Origin of the sequence: Prosthecobacter sp. (assembly GCF_044227185.1) — a bacterium.
Taxonomy (GTDB): domain Bacteria; phylum Verrucomicrobiota; class Verrucomicrobiia; order Verrucomicrobiales; family Verrucomicrobiaceae; genus Prosthecobacter.
In genome coordinates this window covers 101,633-124,140 of the sequence record NZ_JBGAFO010000005.1, presented here as the reverse complement: position 1 = coordinate 124,140, position 22,508 = coordinate 101,633, and the positions used below count along the sequence as shown (strand labels likewise).

Here is a 22,508-nt window from a genome sequence, read left to right as displayed (position 1 = left end):
ATCACGGGTGGGTTAGAAAGAGGGAATCCCCCGGCGGAGGAGTGGAATCCATGCCGTTTGCAGAAAGCGCGTCCTTATATTGTTGAACCAAGGCCTGCCTGTCCATCGGAACAAAGAAGACGGGGCTCAGCGGCTCGGCGCCCGGGACCTGGATCGGCTTGGACTTGTCTGCCGCAGAGTTTCCCGCCGCCGGGTTGGCCACGAGCAGCGGTTTGCCTTTGTCCCTTCCGAGCACCCACAGTTCACCGCCATTCCGGCCGGCCTTGTTGAGAGAGAGCGTCTGGTCCGTCTCCACATAGCCGGCAAACTTCAGGCCGGCCGTGGTGGCCGCGCGCAGGTAGTTCCTCCGCGCCACGGCCTCCCTGAGGTAGGCGCGCGACTGCAGCGGGGCAAAAAATGTGGTGAGCGGAGACAGCCACTTTTCACGCGCCGCTGAGACCAGCCAGTCCTCGCTGCGCAGACCTGTCACCCCGAGGGCTTGATGCAGGCTCCGCAGGTCCTGCTGCAGCGTCGTGCAGTAGTGCAGCCCCCATTCGCGCGGACGCAGGCGCATCATGTCTTCCAGCCTGAGCATGATATAAGCCCTGGCGATGGGGCTGCCAGTCTTGTCCCGCACCACCTTCTCAAACACCTCCAGCAGGGACTTGAGCACACGCTCGCCTTTTTCATCGGTCACTCGTCCGATATCAAGCTGGTTCATGAACTCGCTGGTCGGGCTGAGCCGCAAGGTGGTGACGGCATCCCCCTGGTATTCCCCCGGGCTGCCGACGCGCGTGTAGCTTTTGGAAATAAACAGCACGGTGGACTGGGAGGGATCAGGTTCGTAAAATTTGGCGGTCCAGCGCGTGGACGCACCGATCACCTTCTCCTCGGGCTTTCCTCTGGAGTACACTGTGGAGGGCGCCTTGCTGCTGGAGTAGTACGTCAGCTTGTTCTCGAAGATGTTGTTGAGGTTCTCGTCATGCAGCAGGCCGAGGATCACTTTCAGCTCGGATTCCAGCAGAGTATCTGGCGCCATGTACCGGCCCGATTTGTCATCAAGGATGGCCTGCAGCACGTCCTGGTCGCCGTCGGTGAAGAGTGCGGCCTGGAAGGCCTTTTCGCTCATCGGCATGTCCAGCGCCTTTATGGACGGAGTGGCTTCGGCGAATTTCACCGCCTGCCATTTGCCCAGGGCCTTGCGGTAGTCCTCCAGCGTCAGTGCGCGTGCCGTGTCCGCACGGATCGCGGCAAACGCGGTGACTTCTTCCTGAAAAGAAGTGAGCTGCTTTCTCAGGGCGCGGATGCGGGCCTCCAGGTCCGCCGGCAGGGCCAGCGCCGGCACCTCGGGCTTCAGCAGCGCCTCCAGCGGTTTTAGCTGCGCGTCCATGGCCGTGATGCTGGCAGCCACTTTGGCCGCGGGCTTCTCGTGGGAAAGTTCGTCCTTGCCCTGCTGCTCCACTTTTCCCAGGGTTGCGTCCGTGCTGGTGGTGACGTTTTTCAGCACCATGGCCAGGTGGAGATCTGTCTTGGTCTTCAGCGCCTTCAGGCGGTTTTTCGGCTCCGCGGCCAGATCTCCTCCCAGTTGCTTCACCAGGGCTTCTGCATCGTCCATTTGCTTCACCAGCTTGACCGGTGCCATTGTGGTGGTGTCGCCTGTGAAGGTGCTTTCCAGCGCCAGCAGGGCGTCCTCCGCCTGCTTGTCGATGCCCCGGCTTTTCGCGGTCCACGAATTCACTTCTTCGATCTTGGCCTGCAGGTACGGCCAGCGCAGCAGCAGCGGCTCCCCGCTGCGCAGCTTTTTGATCAGGTCCTCCGCGGCGCCGGTGTTTTCCTTGGCCTGGTAGGAGGCCAGCTCCTGCGTCAGCGTCCAGGCCTTCCAGGCGTGCAGACCGACGGCGGAAACGGCGCACAGCATCGCCAGGGCTCCGGTCGCCAGCGCTACGTTCAGCACGCGTTTGGTGCGCTGCATGCGCTCCAGTCTGGCGCGCAGTTCCTGGCCTGCTGCGCGAATGCGGTTGAGGGATTCGGTCGCCACCGGGAGCTGGTAGCTCTCCAGCTCTTTCCAGCGTTTGATGAAGTTTTCGTCTTTTTCCGCCACCTCTTCAAACGTCACGCCCGAGCCTGTGAGCAGGCGCGTCTCCACGTCGTCCACAAACACCAGAAAGCTCTTCAGCGCCCGGTCAAAGCTGCGCTGCTTTTCATCGGTTGCCTTTTCTTTCTGATGGTAGCTTGTTAGTTCGTCGATGGCGGCCCTCTGCGCTCCGTCCGCCGGTGTCAGCCCATGTTCTTTGAACACGCCGTCCAGGGCCACCAGCATCTGCCCCACCTGCCGCCACTGGCCTTCCGCCTTCATTTTCTGCATGCTGGCCACCATGCCGGGAATGTGGGCCAGCGCCTGCCTGCGCCGGAGTGCGCGGCGGATCTCATCGCCCTGATGGAACACATCCAGCCTTTCCAGCTTGGCCGGAGAGGCGGCGGCCTTGATGTTTTCGGCCAGGGTTGCGATCCGCTCTTCATCATCCGTCTTGAGCGCCTCGCGCAGCAGGTCGATCTTTTCCTGAAGCCCCTTGTTCTCCAGACGCAGCAGCTCTTTCCGCGCGTTTTCGTCATCCGGGTTCAGCTTCAGGATCGTCTTCACGATCCGCAGAGACTTTTCATCGTCACGCGAGAGCACCGCGGCGCGGAAGTCTTTGTACAGCGGATGGTTGGCGGAGATCCCGCGCGCATACAGGTTCTCCAGGTCTTCGACGGTCCGTGCATTCAGGCGCGGAGCCACCCGCAGGCCGTGGCTCTCACAATAATTCTGCCAGTTTTTTTCTTCTCCAAAGCTCAGCGACGCCGCGAGGTCCAGCAGTGGCGGATCTTCCTCCGCCACCTGCAGGGCCTGGTAGTCGCTGCCCTTTTCGAGCATGGTGGCCATGCGGTCCAGCCGCCGCTCCACGTCTGTGCAAAGCTGGGCATAGAGCGCGGCCGCCTCTTCCACAGATGATGAGGGCACCTCCTCTTTGAGGGCCGCGCGCATGGCTTCGATGGCTTGAGGCAGGGGTTTCACGGATTGGAAGGCTTGGATTGGGGATAGCTGGTCGCCGGAACGACATTCAAGCGGCAGAGCTCGATCTTGTTGTTCGCCAGCTCCACCAGCAGGGTGTAGGAGCCGGGCAGCAGATCAAAGTGCATCACGGGAGCTGCTTCGAGATTCTGCAACTGCGTCTTAAAGTTCAGCAGCTCGATCTCCTTGGTCGCTATAATATCGTTATACCGTTTTTCGTCCGCCTCCCTTTGGGACTTTGAGATTCCGGGCTCTTTTGTTTTCTCCAGGAGGGTCGTGTAATTCTGAATGTTTGCTTCGAGTTCCTTGATGCGCTTTTCGATCTCCGCGCGATTTAGCGTCGGTTTCATGGACGCCTGCGGTGGCAGGACTTCAAACGCAGAGTCACCCGAAGATTTCATGGCGTAGAACTTCTGCTCCGTCGCCGAACCCTCTTTTCGCAATGCATAGGCGGGCTTTTGCAGGTGCAGCCGGTTGAGAAAACCGGCGGGCAGGCTCAGGGTCACGACGTCCATGTCGCTCACCGTGGCCGTGATGGTCTGGGTGAAGACGGGCTTGGAGGTGACGCTGCTCACTGGGATCAGCCGCAGATCAAACAGCACCTGCGTGAGGTCCTTGCTGCGCGCCACGATCCTGAGCCCCGCAGGAGACTCGTGGTACTGGGCGGGGATGGCGAGCAGCGTGCCGTCCTTGGAAAAACTGATGGTTTCAGAGGCGTTGATCGTGGGCGCGAATTTGGTTTCGTCTGGATTGTCCAGAGGAATGACCCGCCATTTCTTCAGGTCGCCGTCTTTGGGCCCGGTCTTGGCATCCGGTGGGGGATGCGCATCCCACGCGCCACCGACGTAGATCTCCATGTCCGCGGACACCTTCGGCACGGTGATCTTGCCCGTCGGGTCCTCGCCGGGCTGCAGCAGGTGGAGGTAGATGCCGTTCTTGGCCGTGGGCGAGTCCGCATCCTCAATGACGATGGTTTGTTTTTCAGGTTCCTTGGGGGGATGTTTGTCCTTCTCGCGGTCCGTGCTCATCTGGCTGTCGCGGTCTTTGTCATGCTTCTGCTGCACGGCCACGGCCTTTTTTTGCAGCCAGGAGGGCAGGGAGGTGTCTGCCGCGGCTTTTTGGGCGGCGGCATAGTTGTTCGCATCCAGGTCTTTCCACAGCTCAAGCCAGCGCTGCACTTCGGGATCCACCGGCGCTGCCTGCCGGGCTAGCTGCTCAAACACACTCGTCCAAAGCTCGCGGGCATCGCGCGCGGGCTCCGCGCCGCGCAGTGCTGCCTTGGCCTCGCTCTTGAGCACCTCGATCAGGCGGCCTTCGGGCGGGGGCGGCACACTCTTCAGCGAAACGCTGCGGCCGAGCTGCTGCCACTTCGCCTTCCGTGCGGCTTCCCACCGGCCATATGCTTTTTCGATGTCCTCTGCTGTGATCCTGCCCTGGGCTGCGCGCAGCTCCTGCCATGGGTTCGCATGGAGCGCGGCCCATTGCTCCAGCAGTTTGCTGAGGTTTCGGAGGTCATCCTTGTTGTCCGAGGGCAGAACCAGCGGCACCTGCTCGGCGGGCTTTTGAAGCAGCCGCTGCATGGCGCGGAAGAACTGCTCGTGGGACTTCAGCAACTCCCGGCCTGCCTCCAGGTCGGGCTGGGATTCGAGAAAATGGCGGGTGTCTTCGAGCTCCAGATCGTGGTCCTTCCACACTTTGGCGATGGCGCTCTCATAGGTCGCGCGTGCGAAATCCTGCCGCTCCTGCTGCTTGGACTCCCGCATCAGCATGCCCACCACGGCCAGGACGAGCACGCAGGCAATGATGAGGGAGAGGCCGATGAAGCTGCCGGCGGATTTCGCTCCCTTGCGCCGCGGCTCCGGCGACCAGCCAGTCATGTTGCTGCTGGCGGGGACGGCGGCCGACGCTGCGGCCTGCTCCCACGAAGGCGCGGACACCGGCGCGGGCTGCTCAGGCTGCCGTGCTGTTGCTGCCGCGGGATTCTGGATCTCAGGGGCGGCAGGCGGGGCTTCGCGTTCCGGCGGGGGCGGCAGCGTGTCGGGCCGGGTGAGGTCGAGTGTGAGGCGGTTGGAGGTTTCCACCTGTGTGCGCAGGGGAGAGGTGGATGAGAGCGCCACCCAGCGGAAATCCGCCACGTCATCATTGGGCTCCAGGCAGGTGGTGAAGCGGGTCTGCCAGGCCTGCGCAGGCTCCGCGTGGGCAGACTCGCGGAAAAGCTCCAGCACGCTGACTTCGGGAGGCACGATGAGATAGCAGCCTTTGACCGCCTCCCGAGACCAGAGAATGCCGGCGGAGGCGGGATTGCCGGTGACGGAAGCCCAGGCGTGCGAGGCCGAGGGGGCAAACGAGGAGAGGTCCACTTCCTCCGAGGCGTCCAGAAAGCGCGGGCCTTCGCTCCATGAGCTGCGCCACGCCATGCCGAGCAGCACATCCGCCGGAGTGAGCCCGGAGGCGGCCAGGGCCCGAACCTCCCGCGGCTCGGCGATCAGATGATGGGCGATGTGATTGGTGCGTCCGGTGTAGTCTGAGCCGGCATCCTGCAGGCAGCTCAGCACATGGTAGGTGCCGGAGCCCACGGTTAGGACACGGCAGGTGTACACGACGCGCCGGGGATCATGACCCGGCAGCCGCGCAAACTGGCTGAAACGCTCCACGGCGGAGGCGAGCATGCCGCTGACGGCGCGATGTCTGGCCACCGTGCCGAAACCGGTGCGCCCTGCTTCGAGCAGGCGGGGGGCGCTTGTGTAGATGAGCTGCCAGGCCATGGGGTCAGTTTGCGGTAGTGGATGGAATCATTTCCGGGGTGGCCTGGGAGAGCACCCACAGCGTAGGGGCTTCCACGTGACGCGGGTTGATTTGCTTAGGGTCAGGACCTATTCTTTGAGTGCCCTCCCGGTCGAGGAACTCCACCGGGGAGGAGCCCAGCGGGCTGATGGCGAAATAGCACACGTTTGAGGAGATGGCCTCCGCATTGGCCACGATCGAGGGGCACACGCGCACCATGAGGTCCCGCACCCGGGTGGAGTTTGTCTTGATGTTGTCGAGCCTGACCTTGCCGCCCTCGACGACCGGCAGCAGCGGCTCATCCCCCAGCAGGGAGGCCCAGGTGTCATACTTGCCCACCATTACCGCCAGCGGGGTGGCGACGCGTTCCCGCGAGTCCATGCCGAGCAGGCTTTTGATGCGGACTTCCGTTTCGGCGAGAATGACATCCTGCTGATCGATGCGGTGCGTTTTGATCTGCGGGTCGTTGACCCCTGTCATCACGGCGCGGAACTCCGTGTTGTGCAGCGGATCAAAGAGAAAGAAAATGCCGGAGGCCACGGCGATGTGCTGCGCGCCGGGCGAGTCCGCGCTGTTGCGGGTCGGCTCGAAATGCTCGCCCGCGTTGTCATAAAAGACCATGGAGAAGCCGCTCTCCGGCGTGGAGGGGTGGGACAGCTTGAAGATAAAGGGCTTGGGCAGGCGCACCTTGCGGCCCTGGCGCGGGAGCGTCTCGTAAAGCGCGCCTTCCAGGTCCGTTTTGGCCAGGAAGGCATCCTGGGGGGACGAGGATGAGAACAACTGCGTCTTCATCTGCGTGAGGATCACGTTTTCAGACGGGTCGGCATCGCGGAAGGTGATGCCGAAGTTCTGGAACAGGGTGTTCTGCAGAATCTTGATCAGCACGCTCAGGTAGTACGACTTCCCGGAGGAGGGCGCCCCCACGACGGAGAAGATGTGATGCGGAAGATCGAGAAAGCCCGGGGGCAGCTTCCTGCGGCAGTGCGGGCAGGCGAGGTCGGAGGTGGAGAGGCCCATGGCATCCAGCGCCTGGCCGCGGTCATTGAAGCGGGTGGCATGGAAGCGCTGCATGGCCTCGTCACCGAGGATGGGATCGCCGCGCAGGCTGTTGTGCACGGCAATGTTCATGGCGTCTCCGCGGTCAAATTTGAACCAGCAGATCGGGCAGGTGAACTCGCCATACTCGCTGTTCACCTCCGTGTCTGCGGGCGCGGGATCCGAAGGGGGGGCAGGAGCGGTCACACGCTGTGGGGCAGGGGAGGTCGAAGTGTTGGTGAAACGGTCATACCAGGCGGTCTTTTCCACTGGTGGCGGCGTGGGGGCGGGGATCTTGAGAATGTCGGTGGTGTCATGCACATAAAACCCCATCTGCTCCATTCCGTTCGGCACTAAAACAAGCTGCTTGCGCGCATTGGCGGAAAACTGGCCCAGCCAGGTGCGCAAAAACTCCGGGCCAAAGGGGCCGTTCCAGTCCTGCTGCTCCTTGTTATAGACATGCCAGGAGTTGTCGTTTGCCAGGGCCATCCAGGGGCCGGCCTGGGAGGTGTACTTGAAGGCCAGGAGCTGGCCCGCCCCGGCGGCAGTATGCTCTTCTCCAGGCATGGCTCTGAAAGAGGTCGTCTCAGTGCCGTTCACCAGCACCGGACAACTGAACTGAAACTCCATGGCGTCCCCGCCCCGCGTCACCCGGCAGAGCACCTGCGGGCACTTCGGCGATTTCACCATCAGGTCTGCCTGCTGCCCTGCGCCGATCACAAAGGTGCCTCCATCGACTTTGGCGCGTTCTCCCGTGAGGCAGTTTAAAATGCAGAGTGAATTGTGATTGCCGTGCATTTTGGCCTGTTGCGTCATTGGGAAAGGATAAGTAAAAAATGAACCTGAGCGGGCTGATAATAATTTGGCTTTTTACTTAGAAAAGCACGAGTTTCGACTGACAACAAAAACCGCGTGCCGTCCTTTGGGCGCGAAGTCAAGGCACCTTGAGGTGCCTGTCGAAAAACGCCAGCATGAGCTGCTCGGTTTTTTCCGGCGGCACACCCTTCAGGCCGTGACCCGCGCCTTCGAAGCCCACGAGCTCGGCCTCCACGGTGGCGGCCTTGAGCTTGTCCACGATCCAGGTGGCCTGCTCATAGGCCACGTATTCATCGGCGGTGCCGTGCAGGCAGAGGGTGGGGGCTGCGTTTGGCGTGACCCAGTACAAAGGGCTGGCGATGATGTGCTCCTTGCGGCGGGTGGTGAGATCGCCACTGAGGAAGAGGGGCAGGACTTCCTTGGCGTCCACACTCTTGTCGTAGCTCTTGGTGAAGTCGCTGGGGCCGTAGAAATTGACGACGCAGCTCACGGCGCTGCTTTGGTCGAGGTGGCCCGCGCCTTCGAACTGCGGGACCCCGGCCGTGACGCCGAGAAACTGCGCGAGGTGGCCGCCCGCGGAGCCGCCCATGGCACCGATGCGCGCAGGGTCCACATGGTACTGCGCGGCGTTTGCCCGCAGCCAGCGCACAGCGGCTTTGCAGTCATGCACGGCGGCGGGGAAGGGGTGGGCCGGCGCCAGACGGTAGGTCACAGTGATGGCCACGTAGCCATGCTGGGCCAGGGTGAGCAGCAGCTTGTCATAGCCCTCGCGCTTGCCCGCACGGAAGCCGCCGCCGTGGATGCAGACCACGGCGGGGAAGGGGCCCCGGGCGTTTTTGGGCTGCGCCAGGTTCACCTGAAGATGCTGGTTGTCGGGATTGGCGAACTCGATGCCGCGGGTGAAGGTGACGTTGTCAGGAATGACGAGTTCTGCTGCGTGAAGGGAGGTGAGAAACAGCAGGGAAGCGAAGAGGAGGCGCATGGTTGGGGGACGAAGACGCGGGGAGCACCGGGCATCTTTCTGGCAACCTTTTTCGAGACCCTGTGTTGAATGCCTCAACCCGCTGCCAATCTCCCATGAAGACCCTGACCTTTTCTTTACTGCTGCTAGCCCCGGCGGTTCTGCGTGCCGCTGACGCCGCCGAGACAGCGCATGCAGGCATTGCTCCGGATCAACTGCAGTTCTTTGAAAAGAACATCCGGCCCGTGCTGGTGCAGTCCTGCTACAAGTGCCACTCCGCCGAATCGTCCAAGGTCAAAGGCGGCCTCACGCTGGACACGAAGCAGGCCACGCTGCTGGGCGGCGAATCCGGTCACCCGGGGGTGACTCCAGGAAACATCGCGCAGAGCAGCATCTATGAGGCGATGACCTGGAAGAACGAGGACATGCAGATGCCGCCGAAGCAGAAGCTGTCTGACGAGGTGATCGCCAATTTCAAGAAGTGGATCGAGATGGGGGCGCCGGACCCGCGCGAAAACAAGGTGGTCAACGCAGGCGGCGGCAAGCGGGTGATCGACATGGACGAAGGGCGCAAGCACTGGTCGTTTCAAAAGCCGGTGAAGCAGGCGCCGCCCGCCGTGAAAACAGCCGGCTGGGCGAAGACGGAGATCGACCAGTTTGTGCTGGCGGGCATGGAGGCCAACGGACTTCACCCCATGCGCGATGCCGACAGGCCGACGCTGATCCGGCGCATCGCGTTTGATCTCACCGGACTGCCGCCGACACCGGATGAGGTGAAGGCCTTTGTCGCAGATCAGTCGCCCGAAGCGGTGAAGCGTGTCATCGACATGTATCTGGATTCGGAGCGCTACGGCGAGCGCTGGGCGCGGCACTGGCTGGACGTGGCGCGCTATGGCGAAAGCAGCGGCAAGGAGGTGAACGTGCTTTATCCTCATGCGTGGCGCTACCGCGACTACGTCATTGAGTCGTTCAAAAAGGACAAGCCCTATGACCAGTTCCTCAAGGAGCAGATCGCGGGAGATCTGCTGAAGTTTGACAGCAAGCGCGACCAGGCAAACAAGATCGTGGCCACGGGCTTCCTGGCGATTGGTTCCAAAGGCCACAACAACCGCGACCGCCGCCAGTTTGCCATGGATGTGGTGGATGAGCAGATCGATGCCATGTCACAGTCGATGCTGGGGCTGACGCTGGCCTGCGCACGCTGCCACGACCACAAGTTTGATCCGGTGACGCAGCGTGACTACTACGCGCTGGCGGGCATCTTCCTGAGCAGCGAGACCTTGTTTGGCACGTATGAGCAACTGCAGAACAACAACACGGCGGGATTGATCGAACTCGATCGCAACTCCGGGCAGACGGCGGCGGTGGCGAAGATTTCGACGGCTGAGCTGGCCGAGCTCAAATCCAGCTACACCCGCGCGCAGACCAATGCCAGCGAGATGCAGAAAGAGGTTTTCTCCATGGGGAGGGAGGCCCGCGAGAAAGCAGGCGCGGGCGCCTTCCTGCGTGTGCGCGGCGCACGTGACCGCATGGAGGAAATCAAGGCGGACGTGGATCTCTTTTATGAAGACGGCACGCCCCGCACGCTGGCCATGGGGGTGCTGGACCGCAGCAATCCGTTCAACAGCCCCATCCTGATCCGCGGCGACATCAAGCAGCCGGGCGATGTGGTGCCGCGCGGCCTGGTGGAAGTGCTCTGCGCCAAGGGGGAGCCGCTGAACATCAGCCCGCAAAGCGGCAGCGGCCGGCTGGACCTGGCCTTTTGGATCGCCTCCAAGGACAATCCGCTGACGGCGCGCGTGATGGCCAATCGTGTGTGGTTGAAGCTCATGGGCAGCGGCATCGTGCCGACACCGGACAATTTTGGCATCATGGGGCAGAAGCCATCGCACCCTGAGCTGCTGGATCATCTGGCCGTCACCTTCATGGAGAACGGCTGGTCGGTGAAAAAGCTGATCCGTGAGATCATGATGAGCCGTGCCTACCAGATGGGCTCGGGTTATGATGCGGCGAATTATGCGGTGGACCCTGACAACAAGTGGCACTGGCGCATGAACCAGCGCCGCCTGGAGGCGGAGGCGATCCGCGATGCGATGCTGGCAGTGAGCGGCACGCTGAACCTGTATCCGGTGGACGGCTCTCCGGTGGCGCGGGCCGGTGAAGGACGGCAGGGCCTGTTCGCGGTCTTCCGCGGCGAGCTGACCAGCAAGTCCTACACCTACCGCTCCATCTACATCCCGATCGTGCGGGACCAGATTCCTGAAATGCTCTCGGTCTTTGATTATCCGGACGCGAGCCTGGTGAACGGCGACCGCGACACGACGAACGTGCCGTCTCAAAGCCTCTACCTCATGAACAATCCGCAGGCGCAGAACGCGGCGGACGCGTTTGCCGCGCGCATTGCCAAGCATCCGGGAACTGCGGCCGAACGTCTGAGCTATGCCTATGAGCTGGCGTTTGGGCGCGAACCCACGCCTCAGGAAAAGACGGCCATCAGCAGCTTCTGGATGCGCTTTCCGCAGCAGATCGCCAAGGACAGGGGCAACAGCAAGGAGGCCAGGCAGCAGGCGGAGTTCGCCGCGCTGTCCGCGTTCTGCCAGAGCCTGATCGCCAGCGCCGAGTTCCGTTATCTCAATTAAAACCAGCACCTCCATCCCTCCCACGTCATGAACACGAACCCCTTCTCCCGGCGCGAGTTTTTGAAGACCGGCTCCAATGGCTTCGGCTATCTGGCCTTTGCGGCTCTGGCGCAGCAGCAGGCGCTGCGTGCGAACCCGCAGGCGGCCGCGACGGGGCCGCTGGCGCCCAAGGCACCGCATTTCGCGGCACGTGCGAAGCATGTGATCTTTCTCTGCATGCAGGGGGCGCCGTCGCACGTGGATACGTTTGATTACAAGCCCAAGCTGACCGCCGACACGGGGAAGGGTGCGCCTTCGGCGGCCGGACGCTACGGCACGGCAAAGCTGATGGGCTCTCCGTGGAAGTTCAGCCGCCAGGGGAAAAGCGGCTTGTACATCTCCGAGCTGTTTCCCAATCTGGGGAAGCATGCGGATGAGATGTGCATCCTGAACTCCATGTCCACGGACCTGCCGGCGCACCCGCAGGCGTTTTCCCAGCTTCACACCGGCACGACGCAGTTTGTGCGCCCCTCGCTGGGATCCTGGGCCTTGTATGGCCTGGGCACGATGAATGAAAACCTGCCCGGTTTCATCACGGTGAATCCTCCCGGCAACGCGACCCGCACCTATGGCAGCGCCTTTTTGCCAGCCATCTATCAGGGCACCAAGATCGGTGGCAACGCCTTCCCTGGAGGCGGTGGCGGCGGACGGCGGGGGGGCGGCATGGGGCAGGCCACGGTGGCGAACATCAAAAACGACCGCTACACCACCGCCGAGCAGCGCACGCAGCTCGACCTGGTGCAGGCGCTCAACAAGTCCCGCATGCAGCAGGACGGCGGTGTCAGCCCCGAGGTGGAGGGCGTGATTGAATCCTACGAACTGGCCTTCCGCATGCAGGCGGAGGTGCCGAAGGTGATGGACCTGAGCAAGGAAACGGCGGCCACGAAGGCGCTGTATGGCATCGACGAGCAGGAGACGGACACCTTTGGCCGGCAGTGCCTGATGGCGCGCAAGTTCATCGAGGCCGGCGTGCGCTTCATCGAGCTCACCAACGGCAACTGGGACCAGCATTTCAATCTGAAGGCCGCGCTGGAGCGCAACACCGCGGCGATCGACAAGCCCATCGCCGGCCTGCTCACCGATCTCAAGCAGCGCGGGCTGCTCAAGGACACGCTGGTGATCTGGGGCGGGGAGTTTGGGCGCACGCCGCACAGCCAGGGGGAGGACGGGCGCGATCACAACAACAAGGGCTTCTCCATGTGGATGGCCGGCGGCGGTGTGAAAGGCGGGATGAATTACGGCCTGACGGATGACTACGGCTACGAGGCGGTGCAGAACAAGATGCACATCCACGACTGGCATGCCACGGTGCTGGCTCTGCTGGGGCTTGATCACGAGCGCCTTACCTTCCGTTATGCGGGCCGCGACTTCCGTCTTACGGACGTTTATGGCACGGTGGCCAGGGAGATCTTCGCATGAGCGAATTGGCCTCCTATGTGACGCATGCGTTGCATCTGGCGTGATCCGTCCTATCAATGGCGCTGAAAATGGGAAACAGCGCCACAGCATCCGTCGGGAAGACGACCTCCAGTCCTGCGCTGGAGGCGCCCCCCGGCAGCGCGGTGGAAGCCCAGGAGCTGAAGCGCATTGATGCCATCATCGACACGCAGCTCCCGCCGGAACTGCACGTCAGCGCCAAGAGCCTGCTGCGTGCCGTGGCCGGCAAAACCGCCGTGCCGGGGCATTTTGACGCTTTCTGCTGCCAGGCCTTTTCAAAGCCGGAATGGGCGGCCGCCAGCAGCCTGCTGATCGCCGAGATGTTTGAGCATGACGAGGACCAGCTCGCGGAGCTGGCGCGCATTCCTGACCTGGTCATTGAGATGGGCAGCGGCGAAGTGAACATCACCTGCATGGTGGCGTCCCGCTGGGCCGCACGGGGGGAGACGCACCGCCTCTCCCGTCTGGCGGACGCCATCGTGGCCTCCCATGCCTGTAAAAATGCCTGCGCCGTGGATGTGATGCTGGCCCTGGCCGCCACGCTGGCGGTCACTCGCTTTTCACGGGCCGAGCAGCTCTACAATGCCGCGCTGCCGCTGGCGGGAGAGGACCACCAGGAGGCGCTGGCGGATGCCAGACGCTGGCTGGCGGCGGGGCGCGTGGTGTGCAGTGCGGTGCAGGATGAGCGTGATTTCTGGGACATCCGCCTGCGAAAACCCAAGGCAGTCTGGACCTGGCAAAGCAAGGAGGAGCGGGAGGCGCTGGATCATCTGGCGGAGCGTCTGACGACGGACATGGAAGGGGCGGATCTCTTCAAGGCGGTCCTGCCGGAGAACTGGTGGGAACTGGCGGTGAAGTATGCGCAGCAGCAGGAAAAGCTGGCGGTGGCCACCAAGAAGATTGAGGCGGTGAAGATGGAAAGCGGCCTCACGACCCGGACGCATGTGGATCCGGCCCCGCCGCCTGCGAGAATTCCGCGGGAGTTCCCGCCGCACCCGCGCGCGGGGCCGCTGGCCCGCTTTTTGCTGCCATTGATCTGCGGCTACCTGCTCATGTTTCTCACGGTGCTGGTGTTCCCGCGGGAGTTTGTGGACCGTGTGCTGGACACCTTGAAGCCCAGGAAAGGATTCTCACCCATTGTGGAGCTGGAGGCCTTCCGAAAGGAAAACCTCAAGAAGAAGGCCGCCGAGATGAAGTCGTATGAGGCGCAGCATGCCCGGGCCAAGACGGGAGGATGGAAGGAAAACGAGGAGATGATCCTGGGAAAGAGCAAGGAGCTGCCCTATGAGAGCCAGCAGTACCTGCAGATGCTGGTCTGGCTGCACCTGGACCCGCCGCAGAATGAGGAGGTGCGCATGCATGTGTGCGACCAGTTGCTGAAGCGGGTGCAGGGGGACGCCATCTCCCTGTGGGAGCTGCTCGTCTATCCAGGGTCGGCGAATGCGCCGGAAATCAAAAAAGCGGCAGGCGGTGCACTGGCGGACAAATCTTACGAATGGACGGACGAGGAAAAGCGCCGTCTCACCGTGATTGCGGAGAGTTCCGTGGGCAGCAAGGCAGCCTCAGTTGATGCGAATAAAAAATAAGGGGAAAGGCATTTACGGCTCAAAAATGAGTATCAAGGATGCAAATCTTCTTTTTTCTGAATTCAGTTGGTATCCTTTGAGCTTATTGGGATTAGCGACGTAAAACTATGTGTTTTATGGTTTAAGCTTCAAAAGATGGTCTCTTTTCCTTGTAAAATTACTAGATTTTTCAGAATAAACTTTGCAATTTTGAGCCACAACCCTTATAATTTAGAATATGAATAGGCGGTCTTATCCCGAAATCTCCCCTCGGCTGGGACCCCATCCTGTGGTTCATTAAAATGTTATGATTGAAGAGCTCCAGCAATTTGGCAGCTTGTCCGTGGCGCACCGAACCGGTGGCGCACCGGTGGAGTTGGTGCGTTCCAAAGACGAGGTGGTTTTCCTAGCCTTCGACAACAGGATCCACCGCCTGGTGGAGCTGCATGTGCTGCGCGGAGGTAGCACCCTGGATGCGGCGATGAAGAGATCGGCCTTTGACCGTGCGCGGCAGGCCTCGGAGATCCGAGGGCATGCCTTCATGCGCATTTTGGAAGTGGGAGAGGATCAGGGTCTGGTCTATTATACCAGCAACCTGAACGATGGTGAGTTCGTGGAGCACTACACCCAAAGACGCGGCGCGGTGGCGCCCGCGACGGCGCTGGCGATGGTTTATCAGCTTCTCGATGAACTGCTGCAGCTCCAGGGCTTCCAGCGCCTGGTCTCCCGCATGCATCTGGACCGGGTGCTGGTGACGACGCTGGAGGACACATTCCTGCAGCTCCGCGTGTTTGACTACGGCCTCTCGCAGATGGATGCGGGGAGCGACGTGCAGAGCGGCGCACGCCTGGTGGTGGAGGGCTGCCGCCTGATTTTTCTGCTGCTGACAGGCCAGCCATATGCCGGGGAAAACCCGGACCGCTTCCCAGCCCTGACGCAGCTTCCGATGGGGCTGCGCACCGCAGTCCGGGCCGCGCTCACGGACCCTGCCAACGCCCCCACCTCGGTGGAAAAGCTGCGTGATGATGTGCGCGAGGCGTTCAGCGCGCTTTCGAGCAACATCAAGGCGCGCAATTTCCGCAAGCATCTCGTGGTGAACACCTCGCTGCTGCCGCAGTCACAGCTTCAGGAGCTGCTGCTGGAGGATGTGCCGGTGGAAACCATCATGGGCACGCGCTTCCGGGTGGAGGATGCGGACCACGCGCGGCGCTATCCGTTCTCCATTCCCGCCACCAACACGAAGCTGGGGCAGCCCGTGATGGTGCACCTGCTGCCGCCGTCACGGATCGTGGACAAATCCCGCTATGAAGCGGTGCCGCTGCAGATGTGGCGCTTCAATCCCGAACGGCATCCGAACATCCTGCGCTCGCTGAGCCTGTGGGAGAGCCCAGACTGGACCTTCCTGACGGAGGAGCGGGAGCCCGGCTTTGCCCTCAGCCGTCTCATGGCGGAGCGCATCACGCTGAACCCTGCGGAAGTGACGGTGCTGATGCGGCAGATCCGCGCCGGCCTGGACCAGGCGGTGGAGTGCGGTGTGCAGCGCGTGGACCTGCACCCATCCAACATTCTCCTGCGCGTGGGAAAAAACGGCCCGCTGCTGGCGCGTGAACTGGAGCGGCTGATGCAGAAGCGCCTGGACGCCTGGCCTCCGTTTGTGGTGAAGCTGCGTCCGCACATGACCATGCGCAGCCTTTACGAGCCGCTGCTGGTGGACATGGACCTCACGGAGAATCAGCTTCAGGAGGAGCACCTGCAGAACCGCGATTTCCGGCACCGCTCCTTTGTGGCGCTCGCGGGTTATCTGCTGACAGGAGAGCGGCAGAGCGGCGGCGTGCCGCAGTTCCCCGAATCCGTCCCAGAGGCGGCGGCCACCTATGTGCGCGAATGCCTGGAACTGACCCGCCGTGCGGGCAAGGCTCCGAGCCCTGGAGATTTCATCGACAAATTCGAGGGGCTGCTTTCAGCGCCCACGGTGGATCTCGCCACGCGCCTGCGCGGCAGCGCCGTGGCGATGGAGGAGATGGAGAGCGCCGGATCAGTCTCTGATTTTGATGATGACTGGAACGCGCGTGAAGCGGATGCCGGAGACCTGGACGGCGAGGCCATTTCACCGATCAAGCGCGGCATCAAGACGCATGACTTCAATCCTCTGCAGCAGCAGAAGAGCGGCGCTCCGTGGGGCATCCTGGCGGCGGCTGCGGCGGTGGTGCTGGGCATCAGCGCATGGATTTTCCTGGGCGGCCGCACTGAGCCAAAGACGGTGGCGGAGCCGGCGGCGCCCTCATCGCAGTCAGAAGGACCTGAGAGCGGCGCAAAGGAAGCATCCCGGCAGCCGGTGGTGAGCGCAGCGCCGAGCAAGCCGGCGGCGCCTGAGTCTCCAGCGCCCAAACCGCAGCCGCCTTCCCCTCCTGTCGCAGTGGTGCCTGTCAAGCCGCCTGCTCCTGCCCCTGCTGCTGCGCCTGTGTCCCAGGAAGCGGCGAAGCCCCCGGGCAAACCTGTGATGGCCCCGGTGCCGAATCCTGCCATTGTCGTGCCGAACCCCGCCATTGCGGTGACACAGGACACGCCGGCCAAGGAGAGCGAAGTGAAGCCGATGGCGAAGGAGGCTGGTGCGGATGCAGCGACGACAGCCGCCGTGGTGACGCCCGCCGCCGCCAATCCGACGCCAGCACCCGTGACGCCTGCCATTGCACCGCCGCCAGCCAGCAAGCCGCCGGAAAAAGATCCCATCACCATTCGCCGCGCCATCGTGCCTTCCAAGGAGGAGATCGACCGCATGAAGCAGGGGCAGGTGGAAAACAGAACCGGTCAGGTGCCGGCCGTGTCCACGGCGTCTCCATTGCCGCCGAAACGCAAACCAACGCCGTGATCCAAGCCGTCGTACGCATTTCCATATTGCAGGCGTTTCCGCGTGGGTTTCCTCACGAAAGCACGGAATTTGCTTGGACTCCCGGCGCACTCACAGGTAAAAGTCGGTCTGTGGAGATGAGTGCCGCAAAAAATGCCGCTTTGATCGCGAATTCCGGGGCATGCCGGATGATGGATCACCGGCAGGATGCGGCGTGTTGCGTCCCCCACGTTCAAATGCAGGCAGTACACATCACATTAGAAACCGCGAAACTTAGGAGAGACTGATGAAGGTCAACAACACAATCGTCATTTCAATCGGTCAGGCAGGCAATCAGATTGCCGCGTCTTTCTGGAAAACCATCTGTCAGGAGCATGGCATTGACCCCCTCACAGGGCAGACGGTGCAGGGACAGGCTCCGCGCGGTAACTGGAGCGCCTTTTTCACCAAGCTGGGGGAGTCCACCTCCGGCAGCTACGTGCCGCGTGCGGTGATGGTGGACCTGGAGCCAAGCGTGATCGACAACATCAAGGCCACCTCGGGTTCGCTGTTCAATCCCGGCAACCTCATCAGCCGCACGGAAGGCGCCGGCGGCAACTTCGCCGTGGGCTACCTGGGCGCCGGGCGCGAGGTGCTGCCAGAGGTGATGGGACGCCTGGACGCTGAGATCGACAAATGTGACAACGTGGGCGGCATCATCGTGCTGCATGCCACGGGCGGTGGTTCCGGCTCCGGCTTTGGCGCGCTGCTGATCGAATCCGTCAAAGAAAAGTATCCGGAGTTCCCCGTGCTGAGCTGCGCGGTGCTGCCTTCGCCGCAGGTGTCCTCGGTGGTGACGGAGCCCTACAACACGGTGTTTACGCTCAACACGCTGCGCCGCTCGGCGGACGCCTGCCTCATCTTCGACAACGAGGCGCTGTTTGAGCTGGCCCATCGCAAGTGGAACATCGAGAGCCCCACGGTGGATGACCTGAACCTGCTCATCACCGAGGCGTTGGCCGGCCTGACCGCCTCCATGCGCTTCAGCGGCTTCCTCACGGTGGAAATCAGCCTGCGTGAGCTTCTCACGAACCTGGTGCCGCAGCCCTCGCTGCACTTCCTCATGTGCGCCTTTGCGCCGCTGACGCCGCCGGACCGCAGCAAGTTTGAAGAAATGGGCGTGGAGGACATGATCCGCAGCCTGTTTGACAACGGGTCCGTCTTTGCCGCCTGCTCGCCGATGGAAGGGCGCTTCCTGAGCACGGCCGTGCTTTACCGCGGCATCATGGACGACAAGCCTCTGGCGGACTCCGCCCTCGCGGCCATGCGTGAGCAGCTTCCGCTGACCTACTGGATTCCCACCGCCTTCAAGATCGGCTACGTGGAGCAGTCCGGCATCTCCCATCGCAAGAGCATGGTGCTGCTGGCCAACAACACGGAAATCGCCCGCGTGCTGGACCGGATCTGCCACAACTTTGACAAGCTCTGGCAGCGCAAGGCCTTCGCCAACTGGTACCTCAACGAAGGCATGTCCGAGGAGCAGATCAACGCCCTCCGTGCCTCCGCCCAGGAGCTCATTCAGAGCTACCAGGTGGCCGAGGAGAGCGGCGCCAAGGCCAAGGTGCAGGACAGCGCCTCCGACATTCCGCGCAGCAGCACCGGCGTGGATGACAGCCGCAGCAGCGGCATGAGTCTGCGTGACCTCGTTGACCGTCGTCGCGCGTAAAAACAGCAATCAGGCAAAAGAGAGATCAAACAACAGTTTTGGAGGAACACCCGTGAGAGAGATTCTGAGCATTCATGTCGGACAATGTGGCAATCAAATCGCCGACCGTTACTGGCGGCTGGTGCTGCGTGAGCATGGCCTGACCGAAAACGGCACACCGAAGGAGGGCAACAACTCGGCCGCCGCCAATGCCAATCTGGAGGTTTTCTTCCACAAGGTCCGAGACGGGAAGTACATTCCGCGCGCCGTGCTGATCGACCTGGAGCCCGGCGTCATCGCCCGTATCGAAGGCGGGGACATGGCGCAGCTTTTTGACGAGAGCTGCATCATTCGCAAGATTCCCGGCGCCGCCAACAACTGGGCGCGTGGTTACAATGTGGAAGGTGAGCGCATCATCGACCAGATCATGAACGTGATCGACGCCGCGGTGGAGAAGACCAAGTCGCTGCAGGGCTTCCTGGTGACGCATTCCATCGGGGGTGGTTCCGGCTCCGGTCTGGGCTCGCTCATCCTGGAGCGCCTGCGCCAGGCTTATCCGAAGAAGCGCATCTTCACTTTCTCGGTCGTTCCTTCGCCGCTGATTTCCGACTCCGCCGTGGAGCCCTACAACGCCATCCTCACGCTGCAGCGCATCCTGGACAATGCGGACGCCGCCGTGCTGCTGGACAACGAGGCGCTGTTCCGCATTGCCAAGTCGAAGCTGCACCGCAGCCCGAACTACATGGACCTCAACCACATCATCGCGCTCATCATGAGCTCGGTGACGGCGTCGCTGCGCTTCCCTGGCAAGCTGAACACGGATCTGAGCGAGTACGTGACCAACCTGGTGCCGTTCCCCGGCAACCACTTCCTCACCGCCTCGTTTGCGCCCATGCGCGCGCCCGGCCAGGAGGGCCAGGTGCGCATCAATTTCCCGGACATCGCCCGGGAAACCTTCTCGCAGGACAATTTTACGGCGGCCATTGACTGGACCAACGGCGTTTACCTTTCTGCCTGCGCCCTGTTCCGCGGGGATGTGAAGGCAAAAGAAGTGGAAGAAAACATGGCCGCCATCCGCAAGAGCCTGAATTTTGCCAGCTACGTTCCCACCGGCGTGAAGCTCGGTGTGGCTGAAACCGCGCCGGAAGGCTTTGCCTCCAGCGGTCTCGCCCTCGTCAACCACACCGGCATCGCCGCCGTTTTTGAGCGCCTCATCAACAACTTTGACATCATGTTCGACAACCATGCCTACACGCACTGGTATGAGAACAACGGGGTCTCCCGCGAAATGATGGCGCATGCGCGCAACACCATCGTCAACCTCGCCCAATCTTATCGCGACGCCAGCTAGCCGGCTGTTCGGTTTCACCGTTCACGCGGTCCAGCGACTCATTCTCTTCAACCAACGTGGATACTGCCTTGGAGCGCCAAATTGCCTCCGCCTCCCGCAGCGTCGAGGAGGCGCGGAGGCTTGCATACCATGATCCGGTGCGCGTCGGCGCGCTGGTGGAGCAGATCAGCGTCCTGGCGGACCTGCGGCAGAAGGAGGGGGATTTCCGCAAGGCGGAGTCGCTCTACCGGGAGGCGCTCTTCCGGGCGCAGGAGCTGCGCAAGCAGGACCCGGATCTCCTGACCGGCATCTACTCTCTGCTGGCTCATCTTTACGACCGCTGGGGCCGCATGGACAAGGCGGCTGAGTTCTACGAGATGGCGCTGAACATCAGCGCCGACCACGGCCTGGATGACAGCGACAAGGTGGCCACGATCAAAAACAACCTGGCCATGATTTTCAAACAGCTCCGGCAGTTTGAAAAGGCCGAGGGCTACTACTGCGAAGCGCTGGAAACCTTTCAGCGCCTCGATGGCGAGCAGAGCTCGCGCGTGGCCTCGGTGTACAACAACCTCGGTGTTCTGTATTACAGCGCCATGGATGTGGACCGCGCGCAGGCCATGCATGAGCGGGCGCTCTCCATCCGGCAGAATCTCAATGAAGGGCAGATGGACCCCGCCGACCTGTCCCAGACTTTCATCAACCTGGGCGCCGTGTACAAAGCCTCCGGAGACTTCCAGAAGGCGGAGGCCTGCGTGGACCGTGCCAAGCGCATCCGCGCGGCGATGAACGGCTATCACCCCAATCCACGGCGCTCGGCGTCGCTGTTGATCGATAAAAGCCTCTAATCTTTCGAACAGGACCTGTCCGTCGCACAGGTCCCGTCCGCACTCCCTCAATACAGCTCCACCGGCGAGCGCTTGCCGTCTTCGACGCTGAGATTTTTGGCGGCTTCTTCACCGAGGGTATCGACGCGGAGCTGCCAGATGTCGCGATTGATGGCGGCAAAGCGGTCAAGATTGAAAGCGTCCGGCTTGACCAGGCGCTTCTTGGTTTTCTCCACACGCATCAGCGCATCGTGCAGGGCGGGGGCTTCCACGCCTTCCAGATGCTGGCGGGCCAGCTCCACCATCTCGACACGGTGGCAGATCATGACGAGGTCATTGCCGGCGCGAACGGCCTCCTGAATCGCCTGCTCAAAGGTGACTTCATTGAGGATTGCGCCCATGTCGAGGTCGTCCGTCATGGCCAGACCGTCGAAGGCATACTGATGGCGCAGCAGCTTGGTCACGATGTTGTGGCTCAGGCTGGCAGGCCAGCGGCCGCGGTCGGGATCGTAGGCGGTGTAGTTGCTGTGGCAGGTCATCACGGAGTCCAGCTCCGGCAGCAGGGCGGAGTAGGGGAGGAGCTCGCTGCGCTCCATCTCCTCACGGCTTTTGGTGATGACGGGCAGAAACTCATGTGGATCGCACTCCGCCGGGCCATAGCCGGGGAAGTGTTTGCCGCAGCTCAGGATGCCTTCGGCGCGCATGGCGCGGTTGAAGATGCCGGCGTTGTCGATCACCTGCTGCGGATCGCGGCCATAGGTGCGGCCTTTGAGTGAGTTGTCCGCCGCATCATCATAGGAGATGTCGAGGACGGGGCAGAGATCGAGATTGAAACCGAACAGGCGCAGAATCTGGCCGGTGAGCTTGCCATGGCGTTTGATCAGCGCGGGGGCGCCCTTGTCGCGGAGTGCCTGCGCATTCGGCGGCTCTTCGCCGATGAGGCGAAGGCGCGAGACACGGCCGCCCTCCTGATCAATCGTGATGAACGGCTCGATGTCTGAGAGATCGCGCAGATCGTCGATGAGTTTGCGAAGCTGTTCAGGGGACTGGATGTTGCGGCCGAACAGAATGAAGCCGCCGGGCTGGAGCTTTTTGAGGCGGGCGGCGGTTTCAGGCGTGAGCTCGGCGCCGGGGACGCCCATGAGGAGAAGCTGGCCGAGATCTTGGGAGGAGGGCATGGCGACGTATGTTCGTACGATTAGTGTTCTAATGATTCTAGCGAAAAAGGTGTCAAGAGTGCTTTTGCTAAAAGTTTGAGAAAAACAGGGGTCTTGGGGCTCTTAGATTTGAGACTCGGGCGTTTCTTTTTGCAAAAGAAGGGTGGGCAGGTTGACGGGAGGGGCAAAACTTTTTAACATGGTCGCGTCCGTGGGGCAACTCGCGGGCCACGTTTGCAAGCTTCCTCAGCTAACGCATTTCGTGCCAATCGGTCCTCCATCGTTGTTGGTTGCTGGATCGCCAATGGAACCCTCCGGCTTCGCATGCCGGAGGGTTCTCTGTTTCTGGGTGATG

12 protein-coding genes are annotated in these 22,508 nt (G+C 62.2%); 7 read left to right on the top strand and 5 right to left on the bottom strand.

Annotation, left to right across the window (positions count from 1 at the left end; all coding sequences use genetic code 11):
* Position 1: 1 nt before the first annotated feature.
* The 4 genes from ACILSQ_RS13530 to ACILSQ_RS13515 all read right to left on the bottom strand — a co-directional run bounded on the left by ACILSQ_RS13530 (position 2) and on the right by ACILSQ_RS13515 (position 8,648).
* Positions 2 to 3,034: a hypothetical protein gene (locus ACILSQ_RS13530; protein ID WP_395744168.1), complete on the bottom strand. Its 3,033-nt coding sequence runs from the start codon at positions 3,032 to 3,034 to the stop codon at positions 2 to 4.
* Positions 3,031 to 5,796 (bottom strand): hypothetical protein, encoded by a 2,766-nt coding sequence (locus ACILSQ_RS13525; RefSeq protein ID WP_395744167.1) that lies wholly within the window; start codon positions 5,794 to 5,796, stop codon positions 3,031 to 3,033. Before ACILSQ_RS13525 ends, ACILSQ_RS13530 begins: the two co-directional genes overlap by 4 nt.
* A 4-nt stretch (positions 5,797 to 5,800) precedes the next feature.
* On the bottom strand, positions 5,801 to 7,666 hold the full coding sequence (locus ACILSQ_RS13520) for a hypothetical protein (RefSeq protein ID WP_395744166.1): 1,866 nt from the start codon (positions 7,664 to 7,666) through the stop codon (positions 5,801 to 5,803).
* 118 nt (positions 7,667 to 7,784) lie between these two features.
* Complete coding sequence (locus tag ACILSQ_RS13515; protein ID WP_395744165.1) at positions 7,785 to 8,648, bottom strand: alpha/beta hydrolase fold domain-containing protein; 864 nt, start codon at positions 8,646 to 8,648, stop codon at positions 7,785 to 7,787.
* Between the two features lie 95 nt (positions 8,649 to 8,743).
* On the opposite strand from ACILSQ_RS13515, the gene ACILSQ_RS13510 reads away from it, so the two are divergent.
* From ACILSQ_RS13510 to ACILSQ_RS13480, 7 genes are all read left to right on the top strand, one after another.
* Positions 8,744 to 11,266, top strand: coding sequence for a PSD1 and planctomycete cytochrome C domain-containing protein (locus ACILSQ_RS13510; RefSeq protein WP_395744164.1), 2,523 nt, complete (start codon positions 8,744 to 8,746; stop codon positions 11,264 to 11,266).
* Between the two features lie 27 nt (positions 11,267 to 11,293).
* The gene (locus ACILSQ_RS13505) at positions 11,294 to 12,724 is read left to right on the top strand and encodes a DUF1501 domain-containing protein (RefSeq protein WP_395744163.1); all 1,431 of its coding nucleotides are present in this window, start codon (positions 11,294 to 11,296) and stop codon (positions 12,722 to 12,724) included.
* Between the two features lie 68 nt (positions 12,725 to 12,792).
* Positions 12,793 to 14,328, top strand: coding sequence for a hypothetical protein (locus ACILSQ_RS13500; protein WP_395744162.1), 1,536 nt, complete (start codon positions 12,793 to 12,795; stop codon positions 14,326 to 14,328).
* Positions 14,329 to 14,614: 286 nt separating this feature from the next.
* A complete protein-coding gene (locus tag ACILSQ_RS13495; protein ID WP_395744161.1) occupies positions 14,615 to 17,176 on the top strand; it encodes a hypothetical protein in 2,562 nt (853 codons plus the stop codon).
* A gap of 265 nt (positions 17,177 to 17,441) precedes the next feature.
* On the top strand, positions 17,442 to 18,860 hold the full coding sequence (locus ACILSQ_RS13490) for a tubulin beta chain (protein WP_395744160.1): 1,419 nt from the start codon (positions 17,442 to 17,444) through the stop codon (positions 18,858 to 18,860).
* A 52-nt stretch (positions 18,861 to 18,912) separates the two neighbouring features.
* Positions 18,913 to 20,190, top strand: a complete 1,278-nt coding sequence (locus ACILSQ_RS13485) for a tubulin beta chain (protein ID WP_395744159.1) — start codon at positions 18,913 to 18,915, stop codon at positions 20,188 to 20,190.
* Between the two features lie 68 nt (positions 20,191 to 20,258).
* Complete coding sequence (locus tag ACILSQ_RS13480; protein WP_395744158.1) at positions 20,259 to 21,017, top strand: tetratricopeptide repeat protein; 759 nt, start codon at positions 20,259 to 20,261, stop codon at positions 21,015 to 21,017.
* A gap of 47 nt (positions 21,018 to 21,064) precedes the next feature.
* On the opposite strand, the gene ACILSQ_RS13475 is transcribed toward ACILSQ_RS13480, so the two are convergent.
* Entirely contained in the window at positions 21,065 to 22,174 is a 1,110-nt protein-coding gene (locus ACILSQ_RS13475; RefSeq protein WP_395744157.1) for a glycoside hydrolase family 3 N-terminal domain-containing protein, read from the bottom strand.
* Between the last annotated feature and the right edge of the window lie 334 nt (positions 22,175 to 22,508).